This is a genomic window from Achromobacter xylosoxidans (assembly GCF_001457475.1).
In the GTDB taxonomy this organism is placed as follows: domain Bacteria; phylum Pseudomonadota; class Gammaproteobacteria; order Burkholderiales; family Burkholderiaceae_B; genus Achromobacter; species Achromobacter xylosoxidans.
In genome coordinates, this window is the sequence record NZ_LN831029.1 from 2,278,546 (window position 1) to 2,300,412 (window position 21,867).

The window sequence follows — 21,867 nt, forward strand, 5'->3', positions numbered from 1 at the left end:
TGTCCGTGGCCCGGCCGGCCGTCCCGCTTCGCTGAACGGGGAATCAGGTTCCGGTATCGGGTTCCGGCGTCTGCGTGAAGGCGCGCACCAGGCGCGCAATGCCGTCCAGTTCGTCGTGCGCGCCGGTCGCCCATTCGGGCTTGTCGAAAGGGCTGTCCGATGGCGTGTCGTCCAGATTGGCCTTCAGGTCGTCCAGCAGCTCCAGCGCCATATCGGTGGCTTGCGGGCTACCGCGGGTGGAAAGGGCGATGGCGATCGCCAGCGCCTGGCGCAGCGCGAGCAGGCGGCCGTCGAGTTCGGTGTCCACGGGGAAGGTCCTTGTGATGGGGGGAATCCCCGCATTTTACGGGGCGGGGCGCCGCCACGCGCCGGGACCGGCAGTTTCGGTTGTTGCGCCCCTTTGCCTGCCTGCGAGCCCGTTTGCGCAAGATCAAGGCCTGGGGGGAGCCTCAGGCGAATAATCAAGGGTATGCAAGCCGTCCTACGCCCACTCTCCGCCGAACCGCCGGCCACCGCGGCCGAACCGTTCTTTCCGCCCCAGTTGCTGGCCCGGCTGGACAAGAACGGTCCTCGCTACACCTCCTATCCCACGGCCGACCGCTACCACCCCGGTTTTGCCGAAGCCGAATACCGCCAGGCCTTGCGGCAACGGCGCGAGGCCTGTACGAACGAGCCCTTGTCGCTCTACGTACACATTCCGTTCTGTGATTCCGTCTGTTACTACTGTGCCTGTAACAAGGTCATCACGCGCCATCACGATCGCGCCGCGCGTTACCTCGATGCCCTGGCGCGGGAAATCGCGTTGCACGTGGCCGAACTGGGCGCGGGCATGCCGGTCTCGCAGCTTCACTTCGGGGGCGGCACGCCCACCTTCCTGTCCGACGAAGAGCTGGACCGCCTGATGGCGGACTTGCGCGGCGCATTCCGTTTCGAACCAGACGCGGAAATCTCCATCGAGGTGGATCCCCGCACGGCCACCCCGCAGCGGCTGGAGAAATTGCGACGGCTGGGTTTCAACCGGCTGAGCTTCGGCGTGCAGGATTTCGATGCGCGCGTGCAAGTGGCGGTGCATCGAGTGCAGTCCTTCGAAGACGTGCGCGACCTGATGCAAAGCGCCCGCGCGCTGGACTATGCCTCGATCAACGTCGACCTCATCTACGGCCTGCCGCTGCAGACTGCCGAATCCTTCGCGCGCACCATCGCCCAGGTCAGCGCGTTGCGGCCCGACCGCATCGCGCTGTACGCCTACGCCCACCTGCCGGAACGCTTCAAGCCGCAGCGGCGCATCAATCCGCTCGACCTGCCCGACCGCGCTACGCGGGTCGGGCTGCTCAGCGCGGCCATCGAAGGGTTCCTGAAGCAGGGCTACGCCTACATCGGCATGGACCATTTCGCCTTGAACACCGACGCCCTGGCCATCGCCAAGCAGCGCGGCCAATTGCATCGCAACTTCCAGGGCTACAGCACCCAACCCGATCGTGACCTGGTCGCGCTCGGCGTATCGGCCATCGGCCGCATCGGCGATACCTACAGCCAGAACGCCAAGGACCTCGACGAATACTACGCCGCCATCGAATCTGGCCGGTTTGCGGTCGAAAAGGGACTGGCGCTCAATGCGGACGACCTGGTCCGGCGTGAGGTCATCATGGACATCATGTGCCAGGGGCGCGTGGATTTCGCGCGCGTGGAGGCGCGCCATGGCCTGCGGTTCGGCACGTATTTCGGACCGGAGCTGACGCAGATGGCCAACCTGGCCGAACTGGGATTGGTGAACCTGGGCGCTGGCGAACTGCGCGTGACCGGCCTGGGCTGGTATTTCGTCCGGGCGGTCGCCATGGCGTTCGACGGCTATCTGCGCAGCGCCAGCACGGGCGCCAGCTACTCGCGCATCATTTGAGGCGCCGGAGTGGGCGTCGGCGTCGTGCGATGACGGCCGGCCGCCGGGTGGGGGTCATTCCGCGAATTTTTCGCGCAGGAACAGGGCCAGCGCCAGATCGTCGGACAGCTGCAGCTTGCGCATGGCGCGGCGCTTGTGGGTGCTGACGGTCTTCTTGCTGCGCTTCAGGCGCATGGCGATCTGCGTGACCGACATCCCCTGGCTGATATGACGCAGGACTTCGACCTCGGAAGTGGTCAGCAGGGCATGCGGCGGCCTGGGGGACAGGGGGCGGATCTTGCCTTCCTGCACGGACAGGAACGGGTCCTTGCGGCTGAGGACGCCGTGGATCATCTCGGGCAGCAGGATCATGCCCCATTGCTTGGCCAGGTAGCCGTTGGCGCCGGCGCGGAACGCCGCATACTGGGTCTCCTGGCGGTTGCCGGCCGAGAACGTGATGATCGCCATGGACGGGTGATAGCGCCGCAGCCTGCGCAGGTAGTTGACGCCGTCCCAGGGCTCCTGGGGCAGGTAGAAGTCGATCAGGGCGACATCGCAAGGCGAGGTCGCGAGTTTTTCGAGCAGCCTGCGGGCCGAGGTTTCCTGGTGGATGACGCGGAAGCCGGGGCGCGAGTCGAGGTAGGCGCCGACGCCCAGCGCGACGACCGGATGGTCGTCCAGGATCGCGACCCGGATGACGGGCGGCGGCCGCGACAGCAGCAGGTGCTTGCGAGAATTGGGGCGGTCACCTGCATCGTTGGGTCGCGGCTCGGAAAAGGAGGCGGCGTCCGGCGCTGAGGCAGTATTCATCAAGGCTCCACAGAATGGCAATGGCAACGGTCCGGTAAAAAGGGCGCGCCCGTGGGCGGCGGCTCCGTACTCGCCGTAACCAGTCCGAAATTCGAGTGCGAAGCTTATGGTCTTACGGCTCGTTCTGGCCAAAAACTAAACGCGAATAAGACGAAACTACATTCGTAATAACGTAGCGCGACGTTACTGGCCCGCTCGCGAGGTGCCGCCCGCGGGGAATAGAATTCCCTGGTTTTCCGGACCGGCATGTGGCCGGACCGCGGCGCAAGGCAAGCATGGCGATGGACGGCAGATGCCCAAGAAGATCCTGGTGATAGGCAGGGACGGCCAACTCGGCTTCGAGTTGCGGCGCAGCCTCGCGCCCCTGGGCGTGGTGACGGCGGTCGGCCGGGCCGATTGCGACCTGACCTATCCGCTGCAGATCGCGCGGCTGGTGCGGCGTGAAAAGCCCGACGTCATCGTCAATGCGGCCGCCTTCACCGCGGTCGAACGGGCGCAAGAGGATGGGGTGCGCGCCATGCGCATCAACGCCGAGGCCGCGGGCGAACTGTCCGCGCTGGCTGCCGAGCGCGGCGCGCTGATCGTCCATTATTCGTCCGACTACGTGTTCGATGGCGCCAAGCCCGGCGCCTATGACGAGCGCGACACGCCGGCGCCGTTGAACGTCTATGGCCGCAGCAAGCTGGCCGGCGAGCAGGCGGTGCGCGCCATGAATCCCGCGCATCTGGTGTTCCGCACCTCGTGGGTCTATGGCGTGTTCGGCAATAGTTTCCTGAAGACCATGCTCATGGCCTTGCGGCAACCAGAGACGCTGCGCGTGGTGAGCGACCAGCGCGGCGCGCCGACGGGCGCCGCCTATATCGCCGATGCCACCGCCCTGGTCCTGGCTCGCTACCTGGCGCGGCCGGCGGACGAGGCCTTTCCGTTCGGCCTGTACCATCTGGCGGCCACCGGCGACGCCAGTTGGCATGAATACGCCTGCTTCATCGCCCAGCAGGCCCGGCGCGCCGGCCTGGCGGTCACGTTGACGCCCGCCGACATCCGGGCAGTGCCATCCGATCAATACCCCACCACGGCGCGCCGTCCGTTGAATTCGCGGCTCGACAGCCGGCTGCTCGAGCGCACCTTCGGAATCCGCGCCCCGCACTGGGAGGACGGGGTGACCCATGCCCTGGCCGCGATCGCCGACAGCCGCAATCTGGCCTGATCCGGACACGCTTCTTGCCGGCACTGTCGTGCCAATGTCACGAAAGGGGGCGCAAAAGGTGCTACAATCGGCAACGATAAAGCCCGTCAGTTTCGCTGGCGGCGCATCGCCAGGTTGTCCTGAAATTACCCCGCAAGGTCCGAATACCATGTTTTTCCCGCTGGCACGAACTACGACCCGGAACTTTCGCCCTATGTCGCGTTAGTTTTTCGTGCGTCGGGTTTCACCGTGTCAGGTCAGCGGTAGGACTCAGCAAGACAACCAGATAAACGCGGCTACCAGCCGCGTTTGTCGTTTCTGAATTTCGTTTCTTTTTCCCAAGAACCCCAGGAAGCACTCCCGATGGTACAGATCACATTGCCCGATGGTTCGCAGCGCCAATACCCGGGGCCGGTCACGGTCGCCGAAGTGGCGCAGTCGATCGGCGCGGGATTGGCCAAAGCCGCCTTGGGCGGCCGCGTGACCTTTGACGGCGCCGACTCCACGCTGGTCGACACCAGCTACCGCATCGAGGGCGACGCCCGCCTGGCCATCGTGACCGCCAAGGACGCCGACGGGCTGGACATGATCCGCCATTCCACGGCCCACCTGCTGGCTTATGCCGTCAAGGAGCTGTTCCCCGACGCGCAGGTCACCATCGGCCCCGTGATCGACAACGGCTTCTACTACGACTTCTCGTACAAGCGCCCGTTCACGCCGGAAGACCTGGCCGCCATCGAGAAGAAGATGGCCGAGCTGGCCAAGAAAGACGAAGTCGTGACGCGTGAAGTCTGGTCGCGCGACGACGCCGTCGAGTTCTTCAAGGGCATCGGTGAAAAGTACAAGGCCGAGATCATCGCCTCGATCCCGTCGAACGAACCGCTCAGCCTGTACCGCGAAGGCGAATTCATCGACCTGTGCCGCGGCCCGCACGTGCCGTCCACGGGCAAGCTGAAGGTCTTCAAGCTGATGAAGGTGGCCGGCGCCTACTGGCGCGGCGACAGCAAGAACGAGATGCTCCAGCGCATCTACGGCACGGCCTGGGCCACCAAGGAAGAACAGGAGGCCTACCTGCACATGCTGGAAGAGGCCGAGCGCCGCGATCACCGCAAGATCGGCCGCGAGCTCGACCTGTTCCACTTCCAGGACGAAGCGCCTGGTCTGATTTTCTGGCACCCCAAGGGCTGGGCCCTGTGGCAGCAGGTGGAGCAGTACATGCGCTCCGTCTATCGCGACAACGGCTACCAGGAAGTGAAGGCGCCGCAGATCCTCGACATCTCGCTCTGGAAGAAGACGGGGCATTGGGACAACTACCGTGAAAACATGTTCACGACGGAGTCCGAGAACCGCGTCTATGGCCTCAAGCCCATGAACTGCCCGGGCCACGTGCAGATCTTCAACGCCGGCCTGCACTCGTACCGCGAGCTGCCGCTGCGCTACGGCGAATTCGGCCAGTGCCACCGCAACGAACCGTCCGGCTCGCTGCACGGCATGATGCGCGTGCGCGGCTTCACGCAGGACGACGGCCACATCTTCTGTACCGAAGAACAGCTCCAGGACGAATGCGCCGACTTCACGGCCCTGCTGCAGAAGGTCTACCGCGACTTCGGCTTCACCGAAGTGCTGTACAAGGTCGCCACGCGCCCGGAAAAGCGCATCGGCTCGGACGAGGTCTGGGACACGGCCGAACAGGCCCTGATGGAAAGCCTGCGCCGCACCGGCTGCGAATTCGAGATCTCTCCGGGAGAGGGCGCGTTCTACGGCCCCAAGGTCGAATACACGCTGAAGGACGCCATCGGCCGCCACTGGCAGTGCGGCACGATCCAGGTCGACTTCTCCATGCCCGTGCGCCTGGGCGCCGAGTACGTGGACCAGAACGACCAGCGCCGTCCGCCCGTGATGCTGCACCGCGCCATCCTGGGTTCGCTGGAGCGTTTCATCGGCATGCTGATCGAAAACCACGCCGGCGCGATGCCGCCCTGGCTGGCTCCGGTGCAGGCCGTGGTGTGCTGCATTTCCGAACCTTCGGCCGATTATGCGGCTGAAATCACGCAAAGCCTGAAAAAACAAGGCTTTAGAGTAGAGTCCGATTTGCGCGGTGAAAAAATCACTCGTAAAATTCGGGAGCACAGCCTGCAAAAGGTGCCGTACATCCTCGTCGTCGGCGACAAGGAGAAGCAAAACGGTACCGTCGCCGTACGCGGATTGGGCGGTCTGGACCTCGGCGCCATTGCGTTCGACGACTTCGTCGCCCGCCTGTCCGAAGACGTATCCACCCGCCGCGACGTCAATCAACCCGATGGCAGCGCTGCTTAACATTTCTAGGAGCTTTCAACATCGCCACTGAAAAAGCCAATCGCATCAACGGTGAAATCCGCGTCCCCGAGGTGCGCCTGATAGGTCTGGACGGAGAACAGCTGGGCATCGTCAAGATTGCTGATGCGTTCCGTCTTTCCGAGCAAAACGACGTGGATCTGGTGGAAATCGCGCCGAACGCCGAGCCGCCGGTCTGCCGTTTGATGGACTACGGTAAGTTCAAGTACCAAGAGCAGAAGCGTCAGGCCGAAGCTCGTTCGAAGCAGAAGGTCATCCAGGTCAAGGAAGTCAAATTCCGTCCGGCCACCGATGAGGGCGACTACCAGGTCAAGCTGCGCAACCTGCGCCGCTTCCTCGAGGAAGGCGACAAGGCCAAGGTGACGCTGCGGTTCCGCGGCCGTGAAATGGCCCACCAGGAACTGGGCATGCGGGTACTTGAGCGTGTGCGCGACGATCTGCTGGAATTGGCCCAGGTCGAAGCCATGCCGAAGCTCGAAGGCCGTCAGATGGTCATGGTGCTGGCGCCCAAGAAGAAGGCTGCCCCCGCGGGCAAGCCGGAATCGGCGGCATAAAGCTCCTGCCGGCCTTCCCGTCCGGGAAGGCCTGGCCGCTCTTCTCCGCGACCCGCCGTCCAGCCCATGTTCGGCGGGTTCGCTTATTGGGCGGCTCTGCGCTACGATGTCATAGATAGCCGCCTTCCCGAAAGGGAAGGCGGTGTACGTTCGGGGTGTCGCGATGCATGTTTTGTTCGTTTTGGATCCCTTGCCGCTCTTGAAGGCGTACAAGGACAGTTCTGTCGCCATGATGCGTGCCCTGGTGGCGCGCGGGCATACGCTCAGCGTGGCCATGCAGGGCGACCTGTACATCGAGACCGGCACGGTCAAGGCCGTCACCACGCCCATCGAGCTGGTGGATGGCGCCGACCTGCACGGCCATGACTGGTGGCGCGAATCGGCGCCGCAGGACCTGCCGCTGGCCGATTTCGGCGCGGTGGTGATGCGCAAAGACCCGCCTTTCGACATGGAATACGTGTATTCCACCCACCTGCTCGAATACGCCCAGGCGCAAGGCGCCAAGGTGTTCAACGGTGGCGCGGCGATCCGCAATCATCCCGAGAAGCTGGCCATCACCGAAATCAGCGAGTTCACCGCACCGACGCTGGTGACGCGCAACATGGCGCGCCTGAAGGCCTTCCACGACACCCACCACGACGTCATCGTCAAGCCGCTGGACGGCATGGGCGGCACCGGCGTGTTCCGCCTGCAGCCCAAGGACCCGAACCTCAACGCCATCCTGGAAACGCTGACCGACAACGGCGCGCGCACCATCATGGCGCAGCGTTACATCCCCGAGATCGTCAAGGGCGACAAGCGCATCCTGCTGATCGGCGGCGAACCGGTGCCGTATTCGCTGGCGCGCATTCCGCTGGCCGGCGAAACCCGTGGCAACTTGGCCGCGGGCGGCCGTGGCGTGGCGCAGCCGCTGTCGCCGCGCGACCGCGAGATCGCCGAGGCGGTGGCCCCCAGGCTGGCCGCGCGCGGCCTGCTGCTGGTCGGCCTGGATGTCATCGGCGACTACGTCACCGAGGTCAACGTCACCAGCCCCACCTGTTTCGTGGAAATCGCCGAGCAGACCGGTTTCGACGTCGCGGGCATGTTCGTCGAGGCGCTGGAAAAGGCCGTGGCGACGGGTGCCGTGGCCGCTGCCGCCTGAGCGCGCCGGAATCCGCCATGACCACGGGTATCGTCATCGTCGTGCACGCGCCGCTGGGCGCCGCCATGCGCGAATGCGCCAGCCATGTCATGGGCAACCTTGACGGCATGCTGGCGATCCACGACATTCAGCCCGAGGACTTGCCGGACGACCTGGCGCCCGCGGTGCTCAAGGATATCCTGGAGCAGGACCACGGCGGCGGGGTGTTGGTGCTGACCGACCTGATCGGCGCCACGCCCGCCAATATCTCCAAGCGCGCCGTGGCCGATGCCCAGGCGCAGGGCATCCAGTGCTGTGTGCTGGCGGGCCTGAATACCCCCATGCTGCTGCGCGCCTTGACCTACCGTAACCTCTCCCTGGCGGAGACGCGCGAAAAGGCGCTGGCCGGCGGGGTGCAGGGCGTGTTGCGGGTAGACTGACGGGCAGGAACTTGTCCTATTATTTCGGCTAATATTTCAAGCCGATGAGCGGTTCGACAATTTGCTGCAATCACCAACTGCGGCGTGATGCCGTGGTCATAATATCTCCTATGCCTAATACAGACATTGTCATCAGCAATAAACTGGGTTTGCATGCGCGGGCGGCCGCCAAGTTGACGCAACTGGCGAGCAAGTTCTCCAGCGAGATCTTCATCTCGCGGGGCGCGCAGCGGGTCAATGCCAAGAGCATCATGGGGGTCATGATGCTGGCCGCCGGCCTGGGCGTGACCGTCAAGCTGGAGGCTTCGGGCAGCGATGCCGAGCAGGCCCTCTCCGAAATTGAAACTCTGTTCGACAGCAAATTCGGTGAACAGGAATAGCAGCGCTTCCGAATCCGCCGGCCCGGACGACGTCCGGGCCGGCATGTCCGCGGCCGGTACCGCGGTTCTTGCACATGACGGGGATGGCTCAGCCAGCCCCGTTATTTGTTTGTACGGCAAGGGCGTGGCGCGCGGTTACGCCATCGGCCGCGCGGTGGTCATGGGGGCGGCGGCGCTGGAAGTCGCCCACTACCGCATCGCGCCCGAGGACGTGCCGGCCGAGAGCAGCCGCCTGACCGAGGCGCTGGCCTCGGCCCAGCAGGAATTGCGGCAACTGGCCGACACCCTGCCGGCCGATGCGCCGCGCGAGCTGGGCGCGATGCTCAATGTGCACAGCCTGTTGCTGGGCGACCCGCTGCTGGCCGAGCAGACGCTGGCGCTGATCGCCGAGCGGCACTACAACGCCGAATGGGCGCTGACCACGCAGGGCCAGATCCTGGGCCAGCAGTTCGACGCCATGGAAGACGAATACCTGCGCGAACGCGGCGCGGACGTGCGCCAGGTGATCGAGCGGGTGCTGCACGTGCTGTCCGGCACCTCGGCCATCCTGCCGGACATGTCGCACATGGGCGGCGACGAGGCGCTGGTGGTGGTGGCGCACGACATCTCGCCGGCCGACATGCTGCGCCTGCGCGGCGGACGCTTCGCCGCCTTTGTCACCGACCTGGGCGGGCCGACCTCGCATACCGCCATCGTGGCGCGCAGCATGGGCGTGCCGGCCGTGGTGGCCATGGGCAACGTGCGCGAGCTGGTGCGCGACGGCGACATGCTGATCATCGACGGCGCCGCCGGCGCGGTGGTGGTCAATCCGTCGGAACGCATCCTGCAGGAATACCGCCGCCGCCAGGCCGCCTACGCCGATGAGCGCGCCGAACTCGGCCTGTTGCGCGACGAGCCGTCCGTCACCCTCGATGGCATCGACATCGTCCTGCACGCCAACATCGAACTGCCGGAAGAGGCGGCGCTGGCGCTGGCCTCCGGCGCGCACGGCATCGGCCTGTTCCGCAGCGAATTCCTGTTCATGGGGCGTCCGGACCTGCCGGGCGAGGAAGAGCAGTACGAGGCCTACGCGTCCGTCGTGAAGGTGATGGCGGGCCGTCCCGTCACCATCCGCACGCTCGACATCGGCTCGGACAAGACGCTGGACGGCGAAGCCACGGTGGCCACCAATCCGGCGCTGGGGCAGCGCGCCATCCGTTACTGCCTGGCGCGCCCGGAGATGTTCGCGACGCAGCTGCGCGCCATCCTGCGGGCCTCGGCCCATGGGCCGGTGCGGCTGCTGATCCCGATGATCGCCCACATGCACGAGGTGGTGGCGACGCGGGCCGCCATCGAGTCGGCGCGGCGCGAACTGGATGCGCGCGGCCAGGCCTATGCGGCGCACATGGAAGTGGGCGCCATGGTCGAAGTGCCGGCCATCGCCATCGCGATCGAGCCCTTCGCGCAGGCGCTGGATTTCCTGTCGATCGGCACCAACGACCTGATCCAGTACACGCTGGCCATCGACCGCGGCGACCACGACGTGGCGTCGCTCTACGATCCCTTGCATCCGGCGGTGTTGCGGCTGGTGGCCCACACCATCAATGCCGGCGAGCGGGCCGGCAAGCCGGTGGCGGTGTGCGGCGAAATGGCCGGCGATTCGCGCATGACGCGGCTGCTGCTGGGGCTGGGGTTGACCGAATTTTCCATGCATCCGCAGCAACTGCTGGACGTGAAGCGGGAAGTGCGGCGGGCGCACACCAACGCGCTGCGCGTGAAGGTGGCCAGCGCCTTGAACCGGGCCTTGCCGGTGGATCTGGATACGCTCGACCTGGCCTGAGAGCCGCTGACGCCGGAGCCTCGCCCCAACGAACGGAAAGCCCGGCGCATGCGCCGGGCTTTTTTTGCGCCGGCGGGCGCGGGGGGAGGGGCACCTTGGGGGGGGGCAGGCCGCTTGCGTCTGGCCCGGCCTTCGAAACGGGATCGCCCGGACGAAAAAAAGCCCCCTGCAAAGAGGGGGCTTCCCGTGGCTCCGCCCGGCAGCGGGCGGGGGTGACGATCAGCTGTGATAGGCCGATTCGCCGTGGCTGGTGACGTCCAGCCCTTCGCGTTCCTGGTCTTCCGGCACGCGCAGGCCGCACAGGGCGTTGGCGATCTTGTAGGCGATCCAGGCGACCACGCCCGACCAGACGATGGTCAGCAGCACGCCTTCGAGCTGCACCCAGAGCTGGCCCAGGATCATGCCAGGCTCGGCCAGGCCCGGGCCGCCCAGGGCCTGGGCGTTGAAGATGCCGGTCAACAGGGCGCCGACGATGCCGCCCACGCCGTGCACGCCGAACACGTCCAGCGCATCATCGGCGCGCAGCAGGCGCTTCAGGCCATTGACACCCCACACGCAGACCACGCCAGCAACCACGCCGATGATCAGCGCGCCCACCGGGCCCACCAGGCCGGCGGCCGGGGTGATGCCGACCAGGCCGGCGACGGCGCCCGAGGCGGCGCCCAGCATCGAAGGCTTGCCCTTGATGGCCCATTCCGTGAACAGCCAGGCCAGCACGGCGCCAGCGGTGGCGATCATGGTGTTGAAGAAGGCCAGGGTGGCGTTCTCGTTGGCGGCCAGGGCAGAGCCGGCGTTAAAGCCGAACCAGCCCACCCACAGCAGCGCGGCGCCCACGAAGGTCATCGGCAGGTTGTGCGGCTGCATGGCTTCGCGGCCATAGCCGACGCGCTTGCCGACCACATACGCGCCCACCAGGCCGGCCACGCCGGCGTTGATGTGCACCACCGTGCCGCCGGCGAAATCCAGCGCGCCCTTGGCATTGAGCAGGCCCGGCGCCGTTTCCGAGGCGAACCAGACCATGTGCGCAATGGGGATGTAGGCGAAGGTGAACCAGATCACCGTGAACACCAGCACCGCCGAAAAGCGGGCGCGTTCGGCGAAGCTGCCGACGATCAGCGCGCAGGTGATGCCGGCGAACGTGGCCTGGAAGGAGGCGAACAGCAGCTCGGTCAGCGAGTTCGACATGGCGTACTTGCCGTCGGCTGGCGTGAACATGCCGGAGAAGAAGGCGCGCGAAAGGCCGCCGAAGAATGCGTTGCCTTCGGTGAAGGCGAGGGAATAACCGTAGATGAACCAGAGGACCAGGCCCAGCACGAACGTGCACATCACTTGCAGCAGCACCGACAGCACGTTCTTGCTGCGTACCAGGCCGCCATAGAACATCGCCAGACCGGGTACGGCCATCATCAATACGAGGAGGGTAGAGACGAGCAACCAGGAGATATCTGCTTTATCCATTTTCAGGCTCCAATGAGTCTTTCTTATTTGTCTACAGCGCAGCTTCGCCGGCTTCACCCGTCCGGATGCGGATCACTTGTTCGAGGGGGGCGGCGAAGATCTTGCCGTCGCCGATCTTGCCGGTGCGGGCGGCCTGTTCGATCGCTTCGATGACCTGGTCCACCAGATGGTCGGGCACGGCGGCCTCGACCCGCAGCTTGGGCAGGAAGTCGACGGCGTATTCCGCGCCGCGGTACAGCTCGGTATGGCCCTTCTGGCGCCCGAATCCCTTCACTTCGGTAACGGTGAGGCCCTGGACGCCGATTCCGGATAGAGCCACCCGCACTTCGTCGAGCTTGAAGGGCTTGATGATGGCGATGATGAGTTTCATGGCATTTCCTCTCATGGTTGCACGTTGGCATCGACAATCAAGCAAATTCCATGCCATGTGGGGCGATGCCTGGAAAGCATAGAGGCAGGCGCGTTTGTTGTGCCGAACCGCACCAACATGGTGCGTCATGCACCATCTGCCAGCCTCAATCCGGTGCATCCCGCCCCCAAGGTGAGGAATGCAACGGAATATGTTCTGGCGCCGCCATTTGTTGCCAGTTGATGCCGGTGTGATCGCGCTCTGTTGCGCTCGCGGTGCGTGATGCGTATCGCCCATGGCCGTGCGCGCCTGGCCGCCGAGCCTTGCGGGGCGGGCTTCGCGCGTCCGTGAAAGCGGTTTCAGGAGCTTGAAAGCGGAGCACGCTCACGCCTAAAAAGGGGGCGGGGCCGTGATACGAGGGTTTACACGCATAAGCTTGTTGCCAAAGGTAGGCTGAAGAAGAATCAAGTCCGGCTCATTGCGATGGCAGGGCCTGATCGGGCCGCGACAAGAGGTTCCGGCGTTGCGGCTCTCTGAATACGAAAAGCAATAAAGGAAAGAGGAATGATGAATACCCAACGCAAGACCTTTGCCGTGCTGGCGCTGGCCGCCGCGCTGGCCGCCCTGGCTGGCTGCAACAAGAGCGACGAGAAGGCCGCCCCGCCCGCGGCTTCGACCACGCCGGCCCCGTCCACCACCACGCCGGGCACGCCGCCCGCGGCCACCACGCCGCCGGCCACGACCGCGCCGTCCGGCTCGGGCGCCCCCGCCGGCGCCACCGCCGGCCTGCCTGCCGAGTGCGATGCCTACCTGACCCAGGTCAGCGCGTGCATGGACAAGCTGGGCGCCTCCAATCCCGCCGCGGCCAGCTTCAAGCAGCAGCTCGACGCCGCCAAGACTCAATGGGCCACGATCAGCGACAAGACGCAGCTGGCCTCCCAATGCAAACAGTCGGCCGACCTGTTTGCGCAGTCCGCTTCGCAGATGGGCTGCAAGTAACGATGTTGGTAGGGGGCTGCCCCCAAGGCGGCCCGGTTTTCTCCTGTGCTTTGATGGGCGGTCACCGCATGCGGCCCGCCCTCTTTTTTTGCCGCTGGGCCGCCCCAAGGCAAAAACGCCCCCTCGGGGGGGCAGCGACCCGCGCAGCGGCGGAGCGTGGGGGCCTTTTTTTGCCGCCGGGCCGCCCCAAGGCAAAAACGCCCCCTCGGGGGGCAGCGACCCGCGCAGCGGCGGAGCGTGGGGCCGGAAAGCACTACACTTGAGGCACCAAGAATATCGTGAGGCCGCTATGAACAATCGCACCCAGTGGATGGAAGACATCCAGAAGAACATCTCCGACCTGATCGCCCGCAGCCCGGCGGCGGATGTCGAGCGCAACGTGCGCGCCCTGATGACGCAGGCGTTCTCCAAGCTCGATCTGGTCACCCGCGAAGAGTTCGACGTGCAGGCCGATCTGCTGGCGCGCACGCGGGCGCGCGTCGATCAGTTGTCCGCCACGGTTGAACAGCTGGAGTCGCGCCTGGCGGCCCTGGACAAGTAATCCGCGCGGACATTTCTGCCACGGCCGCATCCGCGGCCGTTTTCGTTTTCGGCATACTGGCCTTCGATCGCCCTCGGAGACCGCCTTGACCCTTGCCGTAATCGCCAGCCGCACGCTCAGTGGCCTGCACGCCCATGCGGTGCGCGTCGAGACGCACCTGGGGCCGGGCCTGCCGAGTTTCAACGTGGTCGGCCTGCCCGACACCGAAGTCCGCGAAAGCCGTGAACGCGTGCGCGCGGCGATCCTCAACAGCGGCTTCAATTTTCCCGCCGGCCGCATCACGGTCAATCTGTCGCCGGCCGACATTCCGAAGGAGTCTGGCCGCTTCGACCTGCCCATCGCGCTGGGCCTGCTGCTGGCCGCCGGACAATTGGCGCCTCGGGAGGAGGGGGCGCGGGAAGAGGGTGCGCGGGAAGGGGGCGCGGGCGCGGCGGATGCCGCCGCGCCCGATCCGCTGTTGGCCGGCCTGGTGCTGGCGGGCGAATTGTCGTTGACGGGCGCGCTGGTACCCGTCTCGGCAGCCCTGGTGATCGCGCTGAGCGTGGCGCGGGAGTCGCCCGGCGCCACGCTCATCCTGCCCGCCGGCAGCGCCGAACAGGCGGCCTGGGTCGAGGGCCTGCGGGTGCTGTCGGCCCGCAGCCTGGCGGATGTGGCGGCTCATGTGGCGGGCGTCTGCCGCTTGCCGGACGCCATTGCGGCGAGCTGGCCGGCCGCGCCGCCGGCGCCGTGCCTGTCGGACGTGCGCGGCCAGCCCGGTGCGCGGCGCGCCCTTGAAGTGGCGGCCGCGGGCGGCCACAGTCTCTTGATGGTGGGGCCGCCCGGGGCCGGCAAGAGCATGCTGGCCGCGCGCCTGCCCGGCCTGCTGCCGCCGCTGGCGCGCACGCAGGCGCTCGAGGTCGCGGCCATTGCCGCGCTGGCCGGCGCGCCGGACGCGCGCATGGGCACGCCGCCGTTCCGCGCCCCGCATCATTCCGCGTCCCCGTTCGCGCTGGTGGGCGGCGGCGGCCGCCCGCGTCCCGGGGAGATCAGCCTGGCCCATCACGGCGTGCTGTTCCTGGACGAGCTGCCCGAGTTCAGCCGGCGCACGCTCGAGGCGCTGCGCGAGCCGCTGGAAACGGGCAGGGTGGTGATCGCCCGCGCCCTGCACACCGCCCAGTTCCCCGCCCGCTTCCAGCTGGTGGCGGCGATGAATCCGTGCCCCTGCGGCTGGCGCGGCCACCCGCGCCGGGCCTGCCAGTGCACGCCGGACCAGGTGGCGCGTTATGCCGGCAAGGTTTCGGGGCCGCTGCTCGACCGGATCGACCTGTATGTGACCCTGCCGCCGCCCGATCTGGAAAGCCTGCAGGGACCGCCCGGCGAGGCGTCGGCGCCAGTGCGGGCGCGAGTGGCGCGTTGCCGCGAGCGCCAGCTGGCACGGCAGGGCAAGTCCAATGCCGGCCTGGCCGGCGCCGAACTGGAGCGTCATTGCCCCATGGACCCGTCCGCCCAGGCGCTGTTGTTGCAGGCGATGCGGCGATTGGCGGGATCCGGGCGGGCGCTGCATCGCGCCCTGCGGGTGGCGCGGACCATCGCCGACCTTGACGGGGCGGATACGCTGCAGGCCAGCCATGTGGCCCAGGCGGTGCAGTATCGACGGCCGGGGGTATGATGGCGGATCGTCTGCCCCGGGGCTGGGGCGTCCGCCTCGGTGCGTGGTTCTGTTTCCCCTGGTCCGTCCCTGGTTGTGCTGCCATGTTGTCCGGCGCCGTGTCCCGGCTCGACAAAACCAGGGAAATCACCATATAATCAAAGGCTTTCCCGGATCCAGGCTACTTTTTTGCCGGCGGTGCGGGGAAGGCCGGGCCAAATGCCCTGGCGGCAGCCGAATGGCGCAAGCCGGGATTCATGGCCCTGGGGGTATTCGAGTAATACCCCAGAAGTACCTCAGTAGTACCTCAGAAGTACCCCAGCAGTACCCCCAAGAAGTGGCAAGAGGTCCTCAAGTTTTGCCGCAATGGTGTAGGTCGAACGTTTCCGCCTTCGTGGCTTGGGGCGTCGCCAACCGCCTTGCGACAAGCACCTCGCGTCATGTAAATCAACAATGCGTTCAGTTTAGGGAATCATCATGCCCAAGATGAAAACCAAGAAAAGCGCCGCAAAGCGCTTTCAGGTTCGCGGCAGCGGATCCATCAAGCGTGGTCAGGCGTTCAAGCGTCACATCCTGACCAAGAAGACCACCAAGAACAAGCGCCAGCTGCGCGGTTCGGCGGCGGTTCACGAGACCAACGTGGCTTCCGTGAAAGCCATGATGCCTTTCGCTTGATATAAGGGAGATCTACTATGCCTCGCGTCAAACGCGGCGTTACCGCCCGCGCACGTCACAAGAAAGTCATTGCCGCCGCCAAGGGTTACCGTGGCCGCCGCGGTAATGTGTTCCGTATCGCCAAGCAAGCGGTCATGCGCGCTGGCCAATACGCCTACCGCGACCGCCGCAACAAGAAGCGCACGTTCCGCGCGCTGTGGATCACGCGTATCAACGCCGCCGTCCGCGAACATGGCGTCAGCTACAGCGTGTTCATCGCCGGCCTGAAGAAGGCTGCGATCGAACTCGACCGCAAGGTCCTGGCCGATCTGGCCGTGCGCGACAAGGCCGGCTTTGCCGCCATCGTGCAGCAAGCCAAGGCTGCCTTGGCTGCCTGATCGCGCGCTTTAACTCATCGCGCATCGCTGCAAACGGGGCTGTAATGGCCCCGTTTGCGTTTTGAAGGCTGGATTTCATGACTCAATCGGTTGACGACCTGGTTTCCCAGGCGCAAGAACGGTTCGCCGCGGCCACCGACGCCGCCGCGCTCGAAAACGCAAAGGCCCGTTTCCTGGGCAAGGACGGCGCGCTGACGGTCCTGCTCAAGGGGCTGGGCAAGCTCGATCCCGAGCAGAAGCGCGACATGGGCGCCCGGATCAATCAGGCCAAGCAGAAGGTCGAAGAGCTTTTGAATCTGCGCCGCGCCGCCTTGGCGCAAGCGGAGCTGGATGCCCGCCTGGCCTCCGAAACCATTGACGTATCGTTGCCGGGCCGCGGTCGCGTGCCGGGTGGCATTCATCCGGTCATCCGGACCTGGGAGCGGGTCGAAGAAATCTTCCGCTCCATCGGCTTCGACGTGGCCGACGGCCCCGAAGTCGAGAACGACTGGACCAATTTCACCGCCCTCAACAACCCGCTGGACCATCCGGCGCGTTCCATGCAGGACACGTTCTACGTCGACATGAAAGATGCCGACGGCCTGCCGCTGCTGCTGCGCACGCACACCAGCCCCATGCAGGTGCGTTACGCCCGCATGCACAAGCCGCCCATCAAGGTCATCGCGCCGGGGCGCACCTATCGCGTCGACAGCGACGCCACGCACTCGCCCATGTTCCACCAGGTGGAAGGGCTCTGGATCGCCGAGGACATCTCGTTCGCCGACCTGAAGGGCGTGTATACCGATTTCCTGCGTTGCTTCTTCGAAAGCGACGATCTCGTCGTGCGTTTCCGCCCGTCGTTCTTCCCGTTCACCGAACCGTCGGCCGAAATCGACATGATGTTCACGTCGGGTCCCAACCGCGGCCGCTGGCTGGAAATTTCCGGCTCGGGCCAGGTGCACCCACAGGTGGTGCGCAACTTCGGCCTTGACCCTGAACGTTATATCGGCTTTGCCTTCGGTTCCGGCCTGGAGCGCCTGACGATGCTGCGCTACGGCGTCAACGACCTGCGCCAGTTCTACGAAGGCGATTTGCGCTTCCTGCGCCAGTTCAACGAATAACAGACGGCTGATCATGCAATTTCCCGAATCCTGGCTGCGTACGCTGGTCAATCCTCCGATCGCAACCGACGAACTCGCGCACCGGCTCACCATGGCCGGCCTGGAAGTCGAAGACACCGTGCCGGCCGCGCCCGCGTTCACGGGCGTGGTGGTCGCGCACATCGTCGAGATCGCCCCGCACCCGGACGCCGACAAGCTGCGCGTCTGCCAAGTCGATGATGGCTCCGGCGCGCTGCTGCAGATCGTCTGCGGCGCGCCCAACGCGGCCGCCGGCCTGAAGGTGCCGCTGGCCCGCGTCGGCGCGGAACTGCCCGGCGGCATGAAGATCGGCGTGGCCAAGATGCGCGGCGTGCAATCGTCGGGCATGCTGTGCTCGGCGCGCGAACTGGGCCTGTCGCAGGACCATGCCGGCCTGCTGGAGCTGCCGGCCGATATGGCGCCGGGCCAGTCGATCCGCGAAGCGCTGGACCTGGACGACACGCTCTTCACGCTGAAGATGACGCCCAACCGCGCCGACTGCCTGTCGATCCTGGGCGTGGCGCGCGAAGTGGCCGCGCTGACCGGCGCGCCGCTGTCGGTGCCGACCGCCAAGGCCGTGCCCGTGACTTTGGACGAGCTGCGTCCTGTCAGGATCGAGGCGCCGGACCTGTGTGGCCGCTTTGGCGGCCGCGTGATCCGCGGCGTGAATGCGCGCGCGCAGACCCCCGCCTGGATGAAGACGCGCCTGGAGCGCGCCGGCCAGCGTTCGGTGTCGGCGCTGGTGGACATCTCCAACTACGTCATGCTGGAACTGGGCCGGCCCTCGCACGTGTTCGACCTGGACAAGATCCACGGCGACCTGTCGGTGCGCTGGGCCCGCGAAGGCGAGACGCTCGAACTGCTGAACGGCCAGACCGTCACGCTGGATTCGAAGGTCGGCGTGGTGGTGGCAGGCGACCAGGTCGAAAGCCTGGCCGGCATCATGGGGGGCGAGGCCACGGCGGTCACCCTCGACACGCAGAACATCTATCTGGAAGCCGCGTTCTGGTGGCCGCAGTCGCTGGCCGGCCGCGCGCGCCGCTACAAGTTCAGCTCCGAGGCCAGCCACCGCGGCGAGCGCGGCGTGGACTTCGCCACGATTCCGCAGCACATCGAATTCATCACGCGCCTGATCGTCGACATCTGCGGCGGCCAGGCCGGTCCGCTGGACGACCAGATCGTCAACCTGCCCAAGCGCGAGCCGGTGCGCATGCGCCTGGCGCGCTGCCATCGCGTGCTGGGCGTGCCGGTCACGCAGGCCGAAGTCGCAAAGATCTTCGGCAGCCTGGGCCTGGAATTCACGCTCGATGGCGACGACTTCGTCGTCACCCCGCCGTCGTATCGCTTCGACCTCGAGATTGAGGAAGACCTGATCGAGGAAGTGGCCCGCATCTACGGTTTCGAGAACATCCCCACCGTGCCGCCGCTGGCGCGCGCCAAGATGTTCTCGCAGCCCGAAGTGCGCCGCGGCCCGCATGCGCTGCGCCGCCTGGCCGCGGCGCAGGACTACCAGGAAGTCGTCAACTACAGCTTCGTCGAAGCCGAGTGGGAGCGCGACTACGCCGGCAACGACACGCCGGTCAAGCTGGTCAACCCGATCGCCAGCCATCTGTCGGTGATGCGTTCGAGCCTGATCGCCGGCCTGGTGGCCAACATCCGCCACAACGCCAACCGCAAGCAGACCCGCGTGCGCCTGTTCGAACTGGGTCGTGTGTTCGCGCGCGACGATGCCGCCAAGGACGGTCCGCTGGAAGTGGCCGGCGTGCGCCAGCCGCTCAAGCTGGCGGGCGCCGCATGGGGACCGTCGGTGGAAGAGCAGTGGGGCGTGCCGGCGCGCCAGGTCGATTTCTACGACGTAAAGATGGATGTCGAGGCGCTGTTCGGCGCGCGTGGCGCCCGTCTGCGTTTCGAGGCCGCCGCCCACCCCGCGCTGCATCCCGGCCGCAGCGCCCGCATCACGCTGGACGGCACGCAGGTTGGCTGGCTCGGTGAGCTGCATCCGCGCTGGGCGCAGCAGGCCGACCTGGCGCACGCGCCGGTGGTGTTCGAGCTGGACGTGCAGGCGCTCTCCGAAGGCGAGCTGCCGCAGGTGCGCGAGCTGTCGCGCCAGCCCGTGGTGGTGCGCGACCTGGCCCTGTGGGTCGATGCGCCCGTGACCGTCCAGTCCATGCTGGACACGGTGGCGGCGACCGTCAAGGCCGACCCGCAGCTGGCCGTGGTGCAGGACGTGCGCCTGTTCGACGTCTGGCGCGAAAAGCCCCAGGGCGACCAGCCCGTGGCCGAGAAAAGCCTTGCGTTCCGTTTCTGGCTACAGGACACTGAGGTCACACTGGACGAAGCCCGGGTGGCCGCCTGCCTGGCACGCATCAAAGACGCTTTGGTCAGTGCCCACGGCGCGCGCCAGCGCGCTTGAACCATGGGGAACAGTATGCTTGCCGAGCCGCGCACCCTGACCAAGGCCGAGCTGGCCGAACTGCTCTTCGAGCGGGTCGGCCTGAACAAACGCGAAGCCAAGGACATCGTCGATACGTTCTTCGAGGAAATCCGCGACGCCCTGGCGCGCGGTGACTCCGTCAAGCTTTCGGGCTTCGGGAATTTCCAGGTGCGCGACAAGCCGCCGCGCCCGGGGCGCAACCCCAAGACCGGCGAAACCATCCCCATCGCCGCGCGCCGCGTGGTCACGTTCCACGCGAGTCAGAAACTCAAGAGCGTCGTCGAACAGGCCACGCCCGCGGCGCCAGACGCCGAGGAGTGATACGCTTTGTCGGTAATTGTTATCGGCTCTCGACGCATCGCGGCATAGAATTCTCTTATGACACGTACCGAATCCACCGTTACCTTACCGCCCATTCCCGCCAAGCGTTACTTCACCATCGGTGAAGTCAGCGACCTGTGTGGCGTCAAGCCTCATGTCCTGCGGTATTGGGAACAGGAATTCACGCAGCTCAAGCCGGTGAAGCGGCGCGGTAACCGTCGCTATTACCAGCACCATGAAGTGCTGCTGATCCGCCGCATCCGTTCCCTGCTGTACGAGCAAGGCTTCACCATCAGCGGCGCGCGCAACCGTCTGGGCGATGCGCGCGACACGCCACACGACCAGGATGCCGCGGTGCGCCTGAGCGGCGCGGAGATGCAGGCCCTGCGCAACGAGCTGGGCAATGTGTCGACGATGCTGGGCGAGGCGCTCGGCTCGGCCGCTACGGCTTCGAGCGGCAATGCGGTGAGCGCCAACGCCACGGCCTGAGCATGGCGGTGCATTGCACCGCCGTCTATCCGAGTTGATGGCCCCGCGCCATGCGCGTTGTCGTTGAACGCGGCGTGCATGGAGCGCTGAGACCTGTAGTTCACTCTGTCGCATAGTGCAGCTCATCCTGTGGTTTAGTCCGCCATTCAGTACCTTGCGTGCCATGCGCGAGCCTTGCCTGTGAGTGTTGCGGGCATTGCGTAGGGCACGCAAATTTTTTTTGAGTATTCGGCACTTTTTTTGCACCAATGCGTGCAAACATTTTTTAGGTCTGCTATACTCTTTTTCTTTCGGGGCGTAGCGCAGCCTGGTAGCGCACTTGCATGGGGTGCAAGGGGTCGCGAGTTCGAATCCCGCCGTCCCGACCAGCAATACCCTAGGGGGTTAGTGATGAAAATCACTAACCCCCTTTCTCATTTCCGGGCGCACATCGCATGCGATGTGCCGATGGCGTCTTCAGCTCAGAACCTGAACCCGCTGATGTACTCCCCGCACGAGTTGTAGCTGATCTTCCCATTCGTCTTCATGTCGTAGCGCAGCACGGTGCCGGCCTTGTCGGTGTAGAAGATCACCGCGCAGTCGGTGTATTCGGGCACGTAGGCGCAGTAGGACCCATACGTCGTGCCCATCGGGCCGTTGGTGGAATAGCCGCGGCCTTCGTAGTGGCCCGGATGGTAGCCATAGACATACGTGTAGCTCGTGGTCTGGTCATCGACTTTGTTCACGAACGGCTTGGCGCCGGTCTCGGGCGGCCAGGCGGGCAGCATTTCATTGATGTTCTTGCCGACCTGCGCATTGAGCTTGTTGCGCGTGGGCGAGTAGACGGACAGGCCCATGCAGGCGGATAGCGTGAGCGGCAGGATGACGGCGGGAGCAATGCGGCAGATGCTTTTTAGCATTTGGAAGCCTCCGGTCGAACACGTTGGGTGCGCGAGTATAGTCAGCGCCTTTTGCCTTTGA

General features: G+C 65.8%; 22 protein-coding genes and 1 tRNA gene. 18 read left to right on the forward strand and 5 right to left on the reverse strand.

Going from position 1 to position 21,867, the window contains the following annotated elements:
- Positions 1 to 43 precede the first annotated feature (43 nt).
- Positions 44 to 307, reverse strand: coding sequence for a hypothetical protein (locus tag AT699_RS10245; RefSeq protein ID WP_006387985.1), 264 nt, complete (start codon positions 305 to 307; stop codon positions 44 to 46).
- A gap of 162 nt (positions 308 to 469) precedes the next feature.
- Between AT699_RS10245 and hemN the strand changes: the two genes are divergently transcribed.
- A complete protein-coding gene (hemN, locus tag AT699_RS10250; RefSeq protein ID WP_006387986.1) occupies positions 470 to 1,897 on the forward strand; it encodes an oxygen-independent coproporphyrinogen III oxidase in 1,428 nt (475 codons plus the stop codon).
- Between the two features lie 54 nt (positions 1,898 to 1,951).
- Here hemN and AT699_RS10255 read toward each other — a convergent pair whose 3' ends face one another.
- Positions 1,952 to 2,686, reverse strand: coding sequence for a response regulator transcription factor (locus AT699_RS10255; protein ID WP_006387987.1), 735 nt, complete (start codon positions 2,684 to 2,686; stop codon positions 1,952 to 1,954).
- Between the two features lie 292 nt (positions 2,687 to 2,978).
- On the opposite strand from AT699_RS10255, the gene rfbD reads away from it, so the two are divergent.
- The 7 genes from rfbD to ptsP all read left to right on the forward strand — a co-directional run bounded on the left by rfbD (position 2,979) and on the right by ptsP (position 10,519).
- On the forward strand, positions 2,979 to 3,893 hold the full coding sequence (gene rfbD / locus AT699_RS10260) for a dTDP-4-dehydrorhamnose reductase (RefSeq protein WP_006387988.1): 915 nt from the start codon (positions 2,979 to 2,981) through the stop codon (positions 3,891 to 3,893).
- Positions 3,894 to 4,235: 342 nt separating this feature from the next.
- On the forward strand, positions 4,236 to 6,188 hold the full coding sequence (thrS, locus tag AT699_RS10265) for a threonine--tRNA ligase (protein ID WP_006387989.1): 1,953 nt from the start codon (positions 4,236 to 4,238) through the stop codon (positions 6,186 to 6,188).
- A gap of 20 nt (positions 6,189 to 6,208) precedes the next feature.
- Positions 6,209 to 6,760, forward strand: a complete 552-nt coding sequence (infC, locus tag AT699_RS10270; protein WP_076410237.1) for a translation initiation factor IF-3 — start codon at positions 6,209 to 6,211, stop codon at positions 6,758 to 6,760.
- 163 nt (positions 6,761 to 6,923) lie between these two features.
- Positions 6,924 to 7,901: a glutathione synthase gene (gene gshB, locus AT699_RS10275; RefSeq protein WP_026385253.1), complete on the forward strand. Its 978-nt coding sequence runs from the start codon at positions 6,924 to 6,926 to the stop codon at positions 7,899 to 7,901.
- 17 nt (positions 7,902 to 7,918) lie between these two features.
- Positions 7,919 to 8,320: a PTS sugar transporter subunit IIA gene (locus tag AT699_RS10280; RefSeq protein WP_006387992.1), complete on the forward strand. Its 402-nt coding sequence runs from the start codon at positions 7,919 to 7,921 to the stop codon at positions 8,318 to 8,320.
- Between the two features lie 110 nt (positions 8,321 to 8,430).
- Positions 8,431 to 8,700, forward strand: a complete 270-nt coding sequence (locus AT699_RS10285) for an HPr family phosphocarrier protein (RefSeq protein WP_006387993.1) — start codon at positions 8,431 to 8,433, stop codon at positions 8,698 to 8,700.
- A gap of 124 nt (positions 8,701 to 8,824) precedes the next feature.
- Positions 8,825 to 10,519: a phosphoenolpyruvate--protein phosphotransferase gene (gene ptsP, locus AT699_RS10290; protein ID WP_026385254.1), complete on the forward strand. Its 1,695-nt coding sequence runs from the start codon at positions 8,825 to 8,827 to the stop codon at positions 10,517 to 10,519.
- 219 nt (positions 10,520 to 10,738) lie between these two features.
- Here the strand turns inward: ptsP and amt are convergent, their stop codons facing one another.
- Positions 10,739 to 11,977 carry an ammonium transporter gene (gene amt / locus AT699_RS10295; RefSeq protein WP_006387995.1) on the reverse strand — a complete coding sequence of 413 codons (1,239 nt, stop codon included), beginning with the start codon at positions 11,975 to 11,977 and terminating at the stop codon, positions 10,739 to 10,741.
- 31 nt (positions 11,978 to 12,008) lie between these two features.
- Positions 12,009 to 12,347, reverse strand: a complete 339-nt coding sequence (locus AT699_RS10300; RefSeq protein WP_006218735.1) for a P-II family nitrogen regulator — start codon at positions 12,345 to 12,347, stop codon at positions 12,009 to 12,011.
- Between the two features lie 543 nt (positions 12,348 to 12,890).
- Here AT699_RS10300 and AT699_RS10305 point away from each other — a divergent pair.
- The 10 genes from AT699_RS10305 (at position 12,891) to AT699_RS10350 (ending at position 21,275) form a co-directional block, all read left to right on the forward strand.
- Positions 12,891 to 13,325: a DUF5339 family protein gene (locus AT699_RS10305; protein ID WP_024068407.1), complete on the forward strand. Its 435-nt coding sequence runs from the start codon at positions 12,891 to 12,893 to the stop codon at positions 13,323 to 13,325.
- 289 nt (positions 13,326 to 13,614) lie between these two features.
- Positions 13,615 to 13,866 (forward strand): accessory factor UbiK family protein, encoded by a 252-nt coding sequence (locus AT699_RS10310; RefSeq protein WP_024068408.1) that lies wholly within the window; start codon positions 13,615 to 13,617, stop codon positions 13,864 to 13,866.
- A gap of 85 nt (positions 13,867 to 13,951) precedes the next feature.
- The gene (locus AT699_RS10315; protein WP_049051311.1) at positions 13,952 to 15,514 is read left to right on the forward strand and encodes a YifB family Mg chelatase-like AAA ATPase; all 1,563 of its coding nucleotides are present in this window, start codon (positions 13,952 to 13,954) and stop codon (positions 15,512 to 15,514) included.
- Between the two features lie 456 nt (positions 15,515 to 15,970).
- Entirely contained in the window at positions 15,971 to 16,168 is a 198-nt protein-coding gene (gene rpmI, locus AT699_RS10320) for a 50S ribosomal protein L35 (protein ID WP_006387997.1), read from the forward strand.
- Between the two features lie 17 nt (positions 16,169 to 16,185).
- Positions 16,186 to 16,545 carry a 50S ribosomal protein L20 gene (gene rplT / locus AT699_RS10325; protein WP_024068411.1) on the forward strand — a complete coding sequence of 120 codons (360 nt, stop codon included), beginning with the start codon at positions 16,186 to 16,188 and terminating at the stop codon, positions 16,543 to 16,545.
- Between the two features lie 77 nt (positions 16,546 to 16,622).
- Positions 16,623 to 17,645 carry a phenylalanine--tRNA ligase subunit alpha gene (pheS, locus tag AT699_RS10330; protein ID WP_006387999.1) on the forward strand — a complete coding sequence of 341 codons (1,023 nt, stop codon included), beginning with the start codon at positions 16,623 to 16,625 and terminating at the stop codon, positions 17,643 to 17,645.
- A gap of 13 nt (positions 17,646 to 17,658) precedes the next feature.
- Positions 17,659 to 20,076, forward strand: a complete 2,418-nt coding sequence (pheT, locus tag AT699_RS10335; RefSeq protein WP_006388000.1) for a phenylalanine--tRNA ligase subunit beta — start codon at positions 17,659 to 17,661, stop codon at positions 20,074 to 20,076.
- Between the two features lie 3 nt (positions 20,077 to 20,079).
- Positions 20,080 to 20,418 carry an integration host factor subunit alpha gene (locus AT699_RS10340; RefSeq protein WP_006388001.1) on the forward strand — a complete coding sequence of 113 codons (339 nt, stop codon included), beginning with the start codon at positions 20,080 to 20,082 and terminating at the stop codon, positions 20,416 to 20,418.
- 57 nt (positions 20,419 to 20,475) lie between these two features.
- The gene (locus AT699_RS10345) at positions 20,476 to 20,907 is read left to right on the forward strand and encodes a MerR family transcriptional regulator (protein WP_006388002.1); all 432 of its coding nucleotides are present in this window, start codon (positions 20,476 to 20,478) and stop codon (positions 20,905 to 20,907) included.
- Between the two features lie 291 nt (positions 20,908 to 21,198).
- Positions 21,199 to 21,275: transfer RNA gene (locus tag AT699_RS10350), tRNA-Pro, on the forward strand.
- Positions 21,276 to 21,368: 93 nt separating this feature from the next.
- Here AT699_RS10350 and AT699_RS10355 read toward each other — a convergent pair.
- Entirely contained in the window at positions 21,369 to 21,806 is a 438-nt protein-coding gene (locus tag AT699_RS10355; protein WP_024068413.1) for a hypothetical protein, read from the reverse strand.
- Positions 21,807 to 21,867: the final 61 nt, after the last annotated feature.

Excerpts from the sequence above, each read along its gene's own strand:
- AT699_RS10355 (WP_024068413.1), bottom strand. The coding sequence starts at position 21,806 with ATGCTAAAAAGCATCTGCCGCATTGCTCCCGCCGTCATCCTGCCGCTC.
- rfbD (WP_006387988.1), top strand. The coding sequence starts at position 2,979 with ATGCCCAAGAAGATCCTGGTGATAGGCAGGGACGGCCAACTCGGCTTC.
- thrS (WP_006387989.1), top strand. The coding sequence starts at position 4,236 with ATGGTACAGATCACATTGCCCGATGGTTCGCAGCGCCAATACCCGGGG.
- AT699_RS10280 (WP_006387992.1), top strand. The coding sequence starts at position 7,919 with ATGACCACGGGTATCGTCATCGTCGTGCACGCGCCGCTGGGCGCCGCC.
- AT699_RS10285 (WP_006387993.1), top strand. The coding sequence starts at position 8,431 with ATGCCTAATACAGACATTGTCATCAGCAATAAACTGGGTTTGCATGCG.
- AT699_RS10340 (WP_006388001.1), top strand. The coding sequence starts at position 20,080 with ATGGGGAACAGTATGCTTGCCGAGCCGCGCACCCTGACCAAGGCCGAG.
- AT699_RS10300 (WP_006218735.1), bottom strand. The coding sequence starts at position 12,347 with ATGAAACTCATCATCGCCATCATCAAGCCCTTCAAGCTCGACGAAGTG.
- rpmI (WP_006387997.1), top strand. The coding sequence starts at position 15,971 with ATGCCCAAGATGAAAACCAAGAAAAGCGCCGCAAAGCGCTTTCAGGTT.
- pheT (WP_006388000.1), top strand. The coding sequence starts at position 17,659 with ATGCAATTTCCCGAATCCTGGCTGCGTACGCTGGTCAATCCTCCGATC.
- amt (WP_006387995.1), bottom strand. The coding sequence starts at position 11,977 with ATGGATAAAGCAGATATCTCCTGGTTGCTCGTCTCTACCCTCCTCGTA.
- rplT (WP_024068411.1), top strand. The coding sequence starts at position 16,186 with ATGCCTCGCGTCAAACGCGGCGTTACCGCCCGCGCACGTCACAAGAAA.
- AT699_RS10310 (WP_024068408.1), top strand. The coding sequence starts at position 13,615 with ATGAACAATCGCACCCAGTGGATGGAAGACATCCAGAAGAACATCTCC.
- hemN (WP_006387986.1), top strand. The coding sequence starts at position 470 with ATGCAAGCCGTCCTACGCCCACTCTCCGCCGAACCGCCGGCCACCGCG.
- pheS (WP_006387999.1), top strand. The coding sequence starts at position 16,623 with ATGACTCAATCGGTTGACGACCTGGTTTCCCAGGCGCAAGAACGGTTC.
- AT699_RS10255 (WP_006387987.1), bottom strand. The coding sequence starts at position 2,686 with ATGAATACTGCCTCAGCGCCGGACGCCGCCTCCTTTTCCGAGCCGCGA.
- AT699_RS10345 (WP_006388002.1), top strand. The coding sequence starts at position 20,476 with ATGACACGTACCGAATCCACCGTTACCTTACCGCCCATTCCCGCCAAG.
- gshB (WP_026385253.1), top strand. The coding sequence starts at position 6,924 with ATGCATGTTTTGTTCGTTTTGGATCCCTTGCCGCTCTTGAAGGCGTAC.
- AT699_RS10305 (WP_024068407.1), top strand. The coding sequence starts at position 12,891 with ATGATGAATACCCAACGCAAGACCTTTGCCGTGCTGGCGCTGGCCGCC.